6 protein-coding genes and 1 pseudogene are annotated in these 12,577 nt (G+C 47.3%); 4 read left to right on the top strand and 3 right to left on the bottom strand.

Features of this window, described 5'->3' with window-relative positions:
• The first annotated feature begins 8 nt into the window (after nt 1-8).
• From DBK98_RS05710 to DBK98_RS05725, 4 genes and pseudogenes are all read left to right on the top strand, one after another.
• A complete protein-coding gene (locus DBK98_RS05710) occupies nt 9-1,766 on the top strand; it encodes a tetratricopeptide repeat protein (protein WP_032531049.1) in 1,758 nt (585 codons plus the stop codon).
• Nucleotides 1,767-1,774: 8 nt separating this feature from the next.
• Nucleotides 1,775-2,350, top strand: coding sequence for a DUF4292 domain-containing protein (locus DBK98_RS05715; RefSeq protein ID WP_005779240.1), 576 nt, complete (start codon nt 1,775-1,777; stop codon nt 2,348-2,350).
• Nucleotides 2,347-3,660, top strand: coding sequence for a murein hydrolase activator EnvC (locus DBK98_RS05720; protein ID WP_005812111.1), 1,314 nt, complete (start codon nt 2,347-2,349; stop codon nt 3,658-3,660). The genes DBK98_RS05715 and DBK98_RS05720 overlap by 4 nt, the downstream gene beginning before the upstream one ends.
• A 71-nt stretch (nt 3,661-3,731) precedes the next feature.
• Nucleotides 3,732-7,722 (top strand): annotated as a pseudogene (locus DBK98_RS05725) (two-component regulator propeller domain-containing protein).
• A 310-nt stretch (nt 7,723-8,032) separates the two neighbouring features.
• Here the strand turns inward: DBK98_RS05725 and DBK98_RS05730 are convergent.
• The 3 genes from DBK98_RS05730 to DBK98_RS05740 all read right to left on the bottom strand — a co-directional run bounded on the left by DBK98_RS05730 (nt 8,033) and on the right by DBK98_RS05740 (nt 12,536).
• Nucleotides 8,033-9,109 carry a family 43 glycosylhydrolase gene (locus DBK98_RS05730; RefSeq protein ID WP_032536458.1) on the bottom strand — a complete coding sequence of 359 codons (1,077 nt, stop codon included), beginning with the start codon at nt 9,107-9,109 and terminating at the stop codon, nt 8,033-8,035.
• A gap of 192 nt (nt 9,110-9,301) precedes the next feature.
• Nucleotides 9,302-10,468, bottom strand: coding sequence for a glycoside hydrolase family 76 protein (locus tag DBK98_RS05735; RefSeq protein WP_032536501.1), 1,167 nt, complete (start codon nt 10,466-10,468; stop codon nt 9,302-9,304).
• 283 nt (nt 10,469-10,751) lie between these two features.
• Nucleotides 10,752-12,536: a glycoside hydrolase family 2 protein gene (locus DBK98_RS05740; protein ID WP_032536457.1), complete on the bottom strand. Its 1,785-nt coding sequence runs from the start codon at nt 12,534-12,536 to the stop codon at nt 10,752-10,754.
• Nucleotides 12,537-12,577 lie beyond the last annotated feature (41 nt).

Raw genomic sequence — 12,577 nt, forward strand, 5'->3', positions numbered from 1 at the left:
GTAGTAAAATGAAGATAGATAAATTGCTTTTCGGAGTGCTGTTGCTTCTGTTTGCCTCCTGTGGTTCATCCCGTAAGGTGGAGAAACCGTCAGGGCAAGCTGCCGTTCAGGAGATAAAACTCGCTCCGGAGCAGCAACGTAAATATGACTATTTCTTTCTTGAAGCATCACGTCTGAAAGTGAAAAAGGAGTATACGGCCGCCTTCGACCTGTTACAACATTGTTTGGCTATTAATCCAACCGGTTCGGCAGCTCTATACGAGATTTCCCAGTATTATCTTTTTCTTAAACAAGTGGCGCAGGGGCAGGAAGCATTGGAGAAAGCAGTTGCTTATGCTCCTGATAATTATTGGTATAGTCAGGCATTGGCCAGTCTGTACCAACAGCAGGATCAGAAAGAAAAAGCGATCGGAATACTCGAAAAGATGGCGACACGTTTTCCCGCTAAACAAGATCCGTTGTTCAACCTGCTCGATTTATATAATCAGAAGGAAGACTATGGCAAAGTTATTTCTACCCTAAACCGTATAGAGGAAAAAATGGGGAAGAATGAGCAGATTACAATGGAGAAGTTTCGTATCTATCTGCAAATGAAGGATGACAAAAAGGCTTTTGAAGAAATAGAGAGCCTGGTCAATGAGTATCCGATGGACTACCGCTATCAGGTGATTCTGGGCGATGTCTATATGCAGAATGGCAAGAAGCAGGAAGCTTATGATACTTATAAGAAAGTACTTGCCGCAGAACCGGACAATCCGATGGCATTGTTTTCATTGGCTTCGTATTACGAGCAGACCGGACAGAAAGAACTGTTTGAACAACAGATGGATACTTTGCTACTGAACCGGAAAGTTCCTTCGGATACAAAGGTGAATGTGATGAGGCAGTTTATCGTCCAGAGCGAACAGGAGGGAAAAGACAGTACACAGGTTATCGGACTGTTTGACCGGATGATGCAAATGGATATGGACGACGCGCAAATTCCGATGCTTTATGCACAGTATCTACTATCCAAAGGGATGGAGGCACAGTCTATTCCGGTATTGGAGCAAGTAGTACAGATAGATCCTACCAATAAAGCTGCACGCATGACTTTATTAGGTTCCGCCATCCGAAAGAATGATTATGAACAGGTGATTAAGATCTGTGAGCCGGGGATTGAAGCAACTCCGGATGCCTTGGAGTTTTATTTTTATCTGGCTATTGCATATAATCAGGCCGAACGTTGGGACGATGTACTGGAAGTCAGCCTGAAAGCACTGGAACATGTCACTCCGGAGAGTGACAAGCAAATGGTCTCCGATTTCTATACAATTACGGGTGATGTATATCATACCAAAAAGTTGATGAAGGAGGCGTATGCAGCATATGATTCGGCTTTGGTATACAATCCGTCCAATATCGGTGCACTAAATAATTATGCTTATTATTTATCGGTAGAGCGCAGGGATCTCGATAAGGCGGAGGAGATGAGTTATAAAACCGTAAAAGCCGCACCGAGTAATGCGACCTATCTGGATACTTATGCCTGGATTCTTTTTGAGAAAGGAAACTATGCTGAGGCCCGTATCTATATTGACGATGCCATCAAGAATACCAAACCGGAAGAAGAGAGCAGCGTGGTGTTTGAACATTGCGGGGATATCTATTTTATGACCGGTGACGTAGAAGGTGCCTTGAAATATTGGAAGAAAGCACTCGAACTGGGTACTGAATCGAAAACACTTAAACAGAAAATAGAAAAGAAGAAATACATTGCGGAATGAAAGGATGTATGTTTAAGAAATCTGTTATCAGACAGTCATACCTGCTGCCTTTACTACTTTTGGTAATGCTGCTTGCGGGTTGTAAAACATCGAAGGTTGTCAAGACCGCACCGGTGGAACCGGCTTACCTTTCGTCTAAGCTGCAGTTGACAGTGCCTAACAAAAACGGCAGTATTACTGTAAGTGGCAGTATGAAAATGAAAAGTGGCGAACGGATTCAGCTGTCTGTCCTGATGCCGGTGTTCCGTTCGGAAGTAATGCGCATGGAGGTCACTCCGGATGAAGTATTGCTGATAGACCGTATGAATAAACGTTATGTACGGGCAACCCGTGATGAACTGAAAGAGTTATTGCCTGAGAATGCCGATTTCGACCGGTTAGAGAAACTTTTGTTCAAGGCTTCCCTTCCGGGAGAGAAGAAAGAGCTTACAGGACGTGAATTGGGGATTCCTTCTTTGGAGAAAGCCAAAGTGAGACTGTCTGATTTTTCGACCGCCGAATTTGAATTAATCCCCACCGAGGTATCATCCAGATATACTCAGGTGGCATTGGAAGACTTGCTAAAAATGCTGATGAAACTATGAACCGCTTTCTTTTGATTCTGGTAAGCTGTCTTTGTTTGACAACTGTTGTTTCAGCTCAGTCCAATAAACTGATTAAGGAGCTGGAGAGTAAGCGTGGTGCCTTGCAACAACAGATTGCGGAGACTGAGTCATTGCTGAAGAATACGAAGAAAGATGTAGGCAGCCAGTTGAACGGACTTGCCGCCCTTACCGGACAGATAGAGGAGAGAAAGCGCTATATCATTGCCATGAACAATGACGTAGAGGCTGTCGGTAGAGAAATCTCCGGATTGGAGCGTCAGCTCAGAGGGCTTCAGCGTGACCTGAAAGATAAAAAGAAGAAATATGAGTCATCCGTACAGTACTTGTATAAAAATAAATCGGTTGAAGAGAAACTGATGTTTATTTTTTCTGCGAAAAGCCTTGGACAGACTTACCGGCGCCTCCGTTATGTGAGAGAATATGCCACTTATCAACGTCTGCAGGGAGAAGAGATCTTGAAGAAACAGGAACAGGTGAACCGTAAGAAGAAAGAACTTCAGCAGGTGAAAGCCGCTAAAGAAAACTTGTTGCGTGAACGGGAGGGCGAAAAGGCTAAACTGGAAGCACAGGAGAAAGAGAAACGTGAGATGGTGGCCAGCCTTCAGAAGAAACAGAAGGGGCTGCAAAACGAAATTAATAAAAAACGGCGTGAGGCTAACCAGCTGAATGCAAAAATCGACAAGCTGATTGCAGAAGAGATAGAGCGTGCCCGCAAGCGTGCCGAAGAAGAAGCTCGCCGGGAAGCAGCTGCCCGCCGGAAAGCGGCTGCCAAAGAGGACAAGACCTCCTCAACGGGAAGCGGCACTGCTCCGGCAAAGAAAAAGGCGGCGCCTCTGGAACGTTTCACTATGAGTAAGGCCGACCGGGAACTTTCGGGTAATTTCGTGAGCAACCGGGGCAAACTGCCGATGCCTATCACAGGTCCTTACATCATTACCAGCCATTACGGACAATATGCCGTGGAAGGATTGCGTAATGTGAAACTCGATAATAAAGGAATTGATATACAAGGCAAGCCGGGTGCACAGGCACGTGCTATCTTCGATGGTAAAGTAGCAGCCGTGTTCCAGTTGAACGGGCTTTTTAATGTACTGATACGTCACGGGGATTACATTTCGGTATATTGTAACCTCTCGTCTGCTTCTGTGAAATCCGGTGATACGGTAACCACCAAGCAGGCTATCGGTCCGATTTTCTCAGACGGCAGTGACAATGGGCGGACTGTCCTTCATTTCCAACTGCGCAGAGAGAGGGATAAGTTGAACCCCGAACCGTGGTTGAACCGGTGACGCTTTCATTGGGCAAATAGGCACATACATAACAACAAGTCGTTTTTTTTAATCTTAAATGAATACAACACATGCGAATCATCACTCTACTAATTACTTTATTTGCTTTTGGGATAACACCGTTGCAGGCATTCTCCTATTTCTCTTTTAAGAAGTATCAGGTAGAAGACGGATTATCACATAACACAGTCTGGTGTGCCATGCAAGACAGCTATGGCTTTATCTGGCTGGGCACGAGCGACGGTTTAAATTGTTATAACGGGCGGGGCAACAAGGTTTACAGGAATATCCTGAATGATAAGTTCTCGTTGGAGAATAACTTTGTGCAGGCGCTTTTTGAGGAAGAGAATCAGAATATATGGGTGGGAACCAACTGGGGACTTTATATTTATGACCGGGAACATGACCGTTTCAGCTATTTTGACAAGAAAACCCGTTATGGAGTCTTTATCAGCAGTGAGATTAAGAAAATCATAAAGACCGAGAGCGGATTGATCTGGATTGCCACTCTGGGGCAGGGATTGTTTGTCTATGATCCTAAGACCGATGTGCTGACACAAAACAGCCTTCAGACTTCTTTTGTATGGGATGTCTGTGAAAGTAACTCCCGCCACATTTATGCTTCTTCCTTACAGGAGGGCTTGCTTTGCTTCGATGAGAGCGGCAAATTTCTACAGTCTTATCCTCTTTTATCCGCGGGGAATAATCCCGATAATTATCGCATTAACTGTTTGCTCGATATTCGCAGCGATATTTGGTTCGGAGCCGGAAGCAATCTGCTGTATTGCCTGAACGAGCGCACCGGAAAGCTGGACAGTTATAATGCCTCCCATCTGAACTTCGGTGTTATCCGCTGCCTGCTGAGTTATTCGGAAACAGAACTTCTGGTAGGCACTGACAACGGGCTTTACCTTTTTGACTTGCGTGATAAAACTTTTTCGCGGATCGATAACCCGTCAGATCCCAGAAGCCTGAGTGACCAGTCGATCAATGCGATGATGCGTGATGCGGAAGGTGGAATCTGGGTACTGACCAATCTCGGAGGAGTGAATTATCTGGCTAAACCTACCAAAAGATTCGACTATTATCCTCCTGTCTACCGGGATGGGGGGGGTAACTGCCGGGAAAGTGGTAGGTCCTTTCTGTGAGAATGCCGCAGGAAATATCTGGGTGGGTACCCGCGACGGTTTATGTTTCTTCGACGTGTCCACTTATCAGTTGACCGCTTATCCGATCGGTGGGAAAGCAGACAAGAAATATGACATACGCTCTTTGTTGCTGGATGGTGACCGTCTGTGGATAGGCACTTATGCCGAAGGGTTGAAGGTACTCGACCTCCGGACCGGGCATGTGAAGTCGTACAATCATCTGCAGGACACCCCGAACACGATTTGCAGTGACGATGTTCTGGCTGTCTACAAAGATCGCAGCGGAGATATTTTTGTCGGGACCAGTTGGGGGCTGTGCCGTTACAATCCTCAGGAAGATAACTTTTCAACCATCACTACGGTAGGATCGATGGTATCTGTGGTCGATATTCTGGAGGACATGTATGACAATTTGTGGATTGGCACATCCAACAGTGGGGTGTTCCGCTTTAACACACGGAACGGACACTGGAAACATTTCCAGCACGAAAGGAATGATTCGACTACCATTACCAACAACTCCGTGATTACACTGTTTGAGGACCTGAAAGGTACCATGTGGGTTGGTACGAACGGTGGAGGACTTTGTTCATTTGATCCGAAGACGGAGACATTCGTTGACTTTGATCCGGACAATACCATATTGCCCAATCGGGTCATCTACTCCATCGAGCAGGATAAGACGGGCGATTTCTGGATATCAAGCAATGCGGGACTGATAACGATTAACCCGATCACCAAGCAGCATTTCCGCCAGTTCACGGTCAATGACGGTCTGCAAGGTAACCAGTTCACTGCCCAGTCATCTTTGAAGACGGCAAGCGGCAAGCTCTATTTCGGCGGAATCAGTGGGTTCAATTCTTTTGTTCCCGACCAGTTCATGGATAACCAGTACATCCCTTCTGTATATATCACCGAAATACGTCTGCCCTATACGACAGATGAACGGGTGGTGCAGGATATTCTTCATCTGGAAGAGCCTCTTTATCGTGCCAAGACCATTACGTTGCCTTACGAATATAATACTTTCTCGGTTAGCTTCGTTGCCTTGAGTTACGAAGATCCGTTGAAGAACCGTTATTCCTACCGCTTGAAAGGGGTGGACAAAGAGTGGGTGGTCAATTCAGAACTGAATACGGCTTCTTACACCAATTTGCCTCCTGGCAAATATGTGTTCGAAGTAAGAGGCTCGAATAATGATCATAAGTGGAATGACCAGACTACCTCTCTCCTGATTGTAATCACGCCTCCATGGTGGCTGACTACATGGGCATACTGCATCTATACGCTTCTTCTCATCGGACTTGCCTATTATGCAGGCTGGCGATGGAACCGGCATGTGAAGAAGAAGTATAAACACCGGATGGAAGAGTATCAGACTGCGAAGGAGAAGGAAGTCTACAAATCAAAAATTAGTTTCTTCATCAATCTGGTGCACGAAATCCGCACTCCGTTGAGTCTGATCCGTCTTCCTCTTGAAAGGTTGCTGGAAGATAAACGAGAAGGACGGGATGCCAAGTACCTGTCGGTGATCGACCGGAATGTCAATTACCTTTTGGGAGTCACCAATCAACTGCTTGATTTTCAGAAGATGGAGAACGGCGGAGTACAGTTGAATCTGAAGAAATGCGATATCAATCAGCTGGTAAGCGATGTTTATGGGCAGTTTACAAGCCCTGCCGAACTGAAAGGCATCTCGGTGATGCTTGATCTCCCGGAAGGTGAGATCTTTGCCTCGGTGGATCGCGAAAAGGTCTGTAAGATTATTGTCAACCTGATAGGTAATGCGGTGAAATATGCCCAGAGCCGTATCGACATTAAATTGGTATCTTCCGGTGAAGGTTTCCGGGTTTCGGTGAGCGATGACGGTCCGGGTATTCCGGATGGAGAGAAGCAGAAAGTGTTTGAGGCCTTCTACCAGGTGAAGGACGGTAAGTCGGGTGCGGTGGGCACAGGTATCGGACTGGCCTTCTCCAAGTCGTTGGCCGAAGCACATCATGGTACGTTAAGTCTTGAGGACAGCGTGTATGGCGGTTCTTCTTTCGTGCTCACTTTGCCTTGGGGCGAGGAGGTGGTTTCTGAAGAGCCCGAAGTGCTGATACCGGAAAGTCAGAATCCGGTTGCCGAGGAATCGGTTTCCGAGGCGCCGGGCAGTAAGTTTACCATCCTGCTGGTAGAAGATAACGTAGATCTGTTGAATTTGACGCGGGAGTCACTGAGCACCTGGTTTAAAGTCCTGAAAGCCCAGAACGGCTGGCAGGCGCTTGAAGTGCTTGCCAATGAAACCGTAGACGTGATTGTCAGCGACGTGATGATGCCTGAGATGAATGGTTTGGAGTTGACAGCTAAAGTCAAGACAGATATTGAATACTCCCATATTCCTGTCATCCTGCTGACGGCAAAAACTACGTTGGAAGCTAAGGTTGAAGGTTTTGAGTATGGAGCGGACGTGTATATCGAAAAGCCGTTCTCCATCCGCCAGTTGCACAAACAGATTGAAAACCTGCTGAAGTTGCGCCAGTCGTTCCATAAAATGATGACCGAATTGTCCGGCAACAGTGGAGCTTCGCCCGTCAGTCTCGTAGAATATTCCGTTTCGCAGAAAGATTGCGAACTGATGGCTAAAGTGCGGGCAGCTGTTGAGGCGCAGCTCTCTGATGAGCATTTCTCTGTCGACACATTGGCGGAGTCCCTCAATATGAGCCGTTCCAACTTCTATCGCAAGATAAAGGCACTGGCCGGCATGCCGCCCAATGACTATCTGAAGACGATCCGCCTGAACAAGGCTGCCGAATTATTAAAAAACGGGGTACGCATTACTGACGTGTGTGAGCAGATCGGTTTCAGTTCTTCGTCTTATTTTGCCAAATGCTTTAAGATTCAGTTTGGAGTGTTGCCCAAGGATTATCATTGATCATCTTCTGCGATGAATAATATTTTACCAAAACATTTGCTGAAAGATGGCTTGGTCCGGCTTTTCGGAGACCTCCCGGAGAAGGGGGGATTTACGTATACGCGCAGGCAAGTTTGCGCATATACGCAGATTTATTTCCGTCTATGCGTAAATCCGAACCCTTCAGAAAGGCGTTTTGTGGCGTTTTTTGGGGGAGAAAGAGTTATTAGGGCGGAGAGGGGGTAGCGGTACCCCCTGTTCCGCTGTTATAGATAGAAGTCGGGATGATTCTTAATTTTTATAAATTAAATATCGGCCGGAGAGGTGTCTTTCACTTCTCACTAATCCCTTCTTTGCGAGGTTTTCCCAGGAGAGGCATTCCATCGGCATCCCAGCTTATTTTTTGCAGGCGTGGACTGCGTGAGTCTGTTGCGCCCGGAGCGTCATTCGGGATTCTTCGGGCATGATAAAGCATATACCACTCCTTTCCGTCCGGCGAAGGTACGAAAGAAGGGCTGCCCGGTCCGAAGACACTGTCTTCGGGTTGTTGTTCAAAGACAGGCGTGTCCAGCTTCTTCCACGATGCTGCGTCTGTCAGGTCGCTGCCGGCATCGGCAGTCAGCAGTCCGATGCAGTAATAAGGGGTCCAACTTCCACTTGCACAGTAGTATATCAGCACTTTGTCCTTGTTTTTCGACTCAAAGAACTGTGGGGCTTCGTTGACGTGGATCGGATAGGCCGTTTTACTGCCGTCGGGCGAAATCCATTGACGTTCCCATTCATACTCCGGTTCCGAAATCATCACCCTGTCCGACGAGAGTGTCCATGGATTCTCCATCTTGGCTATGTAGATGCATTGGGTTTCGGCCTCGATCCGTTGTTTGGGCCATCCGCACCAGATGAGGTAGCGTTCACCCCGGTGCTCAAACGTACTGGCATGGATTGCCCAGTTATCGTCTTTGTCCGTTTTGATCCGCCCTTTCATCACGAACTCACCCTCCAGCGGGTTGGCTGAGACATTTTCGATCACATAGATGTGGTGATTGTCCATATTGCCGTCGTCCGCGGCGAAGTATACGTACCATTTTCCGTCAATCCGGTGTATTTCCGGTCCCCAAAGGTGATACGAGCTGGATACCTCCTTCGGTATCCACACCTCTTTCCGGGTTGCATGCTCCAGATCGGTGATATCATTCGTTTCCCAAAGGATGATTTTATTCTCGGCTCCTTGTGTATAGTAATACTTGCCTTCGTGAAAAACAGCCCATGGTTCTGCTCCCACGGGCAGTAGGGGGTTGGTATAGGTGGCTCCGGAAGGGACCTCCTTGGATACGGGAGCTTTTTTGTTTTGACAAGCCGGACAGCAGATGAGTGCCAGCAAGAGCAACGGGATATGTATGAGTTTCATAGGCTTGGGGTTTACAACAACGTTACAAATATAGATACCTTTTGAGGGGGCTGAAGGCGGAGAGGGGCAAGTTTAGGCTATTTTAACGTGAATCGGTCAACCATGCGGAGGGCACAGAGTCCCACAGGGAATCTATTTCTTAGTAAAACAAGAGATTAACACTTTGTGGAACTCTGTGGTGGGCCGATGGCGTTAGAGCTCGCTGATTTCCGAATACAGCTCAATCATGCAGGAGTTTTCCAGCAAGCTTTTGAACTTGTCTTTACGGTTGCCCGACCAGTCATTGTTCAGCAATCCGTTTTCGTCACGGGTATACTGCCAGGCATAGTCCGCATTGTCTATCATGGCTTTCACGTATGTATCATTTTTATCAACCTCGTAAAGAGCTTTCAAGCCACGGAAGAGGATGACGTTGAACCACGGACTTGACGGAAAGAACTTCATTTCTCCTTTTACCGTAGGCTGCGGTTTCAGGAAATGCCGGCAGGCACCTTTGGCCGTCTGCTGTGCGTCTTTCAGGTACTGTTCGTCGCCGGTAGCCTGATAGAGTAATACGCCTGCTTGGATCATCTGTCCGCTGTTGTACGTATATTTGGCATAACCGATTTTTCCTTGCAGATTTTTATTGTCCCAGTAGACAAAATCAGACGGGTCACGGAGGTTATCACGTGTCCACTGGTAAGTTGCCTTGGCTTGGTCGAGGTATTTTTTCTCTTTGGTCAGTTTGTAGAGCTTCATGCAGAGAACTGTTGCAGGAGCATTCGAACAAGTATTCTTTGATTCCTTTTTCTGTTCGCACCAGTAGATACCGCCTCCCAGATCGTCCGACCATCCAGAATAGATGTAATCGTGCAAGGCAATGGCCTTCTTCAGGTATTCCTTATTCTTTGTGGCTGCGTAATAGTCGCAGAAGTCAATCGCTACCCAATCATTGTCGTCGTAGTAACGGTCATTCTGGCCGGCAAAGGCGGGATAAGACTGATAACACTCCGGTTGGCGGGTAGTATCCCAGTACAAGTCGAGTCCGGGCTTGATTTGTTTGTCCATCAGTTTCTTGTACTTTTTGTCGCCGGATGTTTTATAGAGCGATACACAGCCTGACACCATTGCCGAATAAGGCCACAGGAAGGATACTTCTTGTTGGGTAACCTCTGAGCCGGTGTTGGCTGTATACGTAATTTGTTGATTCGGATTTCGTGGATAAGTTTCCATCAGCAATCCATACTTTTTTACCTCATAGAGAGACAGTACCCGTTGGAGGAGTGAATCGGCTCTTTGAAGGTAGACTTTACCTCCCAACTGTGCCGACAAACAGGCAGGAACCAGCAAGAAGGTGAGGGCAATGAATGATTTTCTCATACTTATATTCAAATAATGGCGATCGGTGGTCGGGCAGGTGGCACGGCGTTCATAGGCGTTAATCCGGTGAGCGGGCTGTGCGACTTGACAATAACTCAACTACTGATTCGCATAAACAGTAAAATTGTAGATTGCAGTCGAGAGCTTCCCGGGGTGCAAGGACCTTTTCACCACAGGTTACACAGGTTATTCATTAACCATTCGTGACTTAGAAGTCACTCTGTGTTACCCTGTATCCTCTGTGGTGAGTTTTGGTACATCCCCGGGCGCGAGGCTCCCTTCTTTACTTTATTTTCTCGAAGATAGCTTTGATCCGTTTCATATCCAGTTTGGGAGTACGGTCGTAATAGTAGATACCGTTCTTCTCCTGTTCCACGTCGGTCAGCTGTGTATAGCAGAATCCCGTCACGTGCGGTGAGTCGATAAAGGCATCGATCTGACCTTCCAGACGTTTGTAGAATGCTTCTGCATTTTCCGGCATGCCTCCGTATCCCCATGAATTTTTCCGGTCTTTCTCTGCCATCCAGGGGATACCTCCGAACTCGTCAACCATGTAAGGTTGTCCTTCGTAAACAGCCAGAAAGTCTTTGTCGCGTGCATTACGATAAGGCTCTTTGCCCTCTTCCATCTTTAACTGTTCCGTCAGTTTGACACGATCCTGTTCGTAGTTGTGTACACTCCAGATATCTGTTATCACGTGATTGTCACCACTGGCATCATTTACCGGACGGGTCGGGTCGATGGCTTTCGTGATGTTGTATACGTCGCGGATCAGGCGAACATAAGCATCCGGACCGCCACCCCAGGTTTCGTTAAAAGGAGTCCAGGTCACCAGCGAAGGGTGATTCCGGTCACGGACTACGACTTCACTCCATTCGCCCAGGAAGTTACGGGCAGCCAGCTCCTTGTTTACATCCAGCATCCAGCTTGCCGATTCTCCCCAAGTGATGTAGCCTAACTTGTCGGCCCAGTAATAATATCTCTCTTCGAAGACTTTCTGGTGGAGGCGTGCCCCGTTGAAACCGGCTTCTTTACCCAGTACGATATCGTTCTTCAAAGCTTCGTCACTCGGAGCTGTCCAGATACCTTCCGGATAGAATCCCTGATCGAGTACCAGACGCTGGAAATAAGGCTGGTTATTCAGGTAGAAACGTCCGTTGGCTGTGTGTACTTTACGCATACCGGCGTACGATTTTACTTCATCCACTACGTTGCCTTTGGCATCCTTTACCTGATAAACGAGGTCGTACAGGAACGGAGATTCCGGCGACCACAGTTTCATATTCTTAACCGACAGAACCACTACTGAACTATTGGCACAGTTTACGCTCTTTTTGCCCACGGTTTTGTTTCCGTCTTTTAGAGTGACTTCCAATGTGTTGGCTGATTCATTGTAAAACTCCGGTTCGATGACCAACTGCTTTTGGTCGATGTCCGGACGGACGAATACCGATTTCAGTCCATTGGCTGAAACGGCCTCCATCCATACGGTTTGCCAGATACCGGTAGTACGGGTATATGAGCAACCTCCCGAATAGTAGTTACCACATTGTTTTCCTCCGGTCTGGAGTCCGGAGCGGAGGTCGTCCTGTACAAATACTACCAGGTTATGAGTCTTTCCGGGTGTAACATAACGGGTCAGGTCTACAGCGAACGAAGATGAACCGCCGAAGTGACGCTGTACGAACTTACCGTCGATAAAAATCTCCGCGCAATAATCTACGGCACCGAAGTTCAGGAAGATTTTCTTTCCATTCCAGTCCGATGGAATGGTGATGTTGCGCTGATACCACATCTGTTCGATGAAATCGGTATAGCCCACTCCCGAGAGTTTGCTTTCCGGACAGAAAGGTACCGTAATGCTTTTATCAAATTTCTCTGCCGATTGCAAGCGGCGGTCTTTTCCCGACTTTCCAAAATCAAAATCAAATGTCCAGGTACCGTTCAGGTTGATCCACTGTTCTCTTTCGAACTGTGGACGGGGATACTCCGCTCGCGGAGTATCTGCGCTGAAACAAGACCAACTGTTCAGCATGAATAGCATTGCTGCTGCTAAAAGTTTTTTCATTGTAATTGTGTGTTTGAAGCCTCTTTCCCTCCCTATCCCTT

It is taken from the genome of Bacteroides sp. PHL 2737, assembly GCF_004115325.2.
Lineage (GTDB): Bacteria > Bacteroidota > Bacteroidia > Bacteroidales > Bacteroidaceae > Bacteroides > Bacteroides hominis.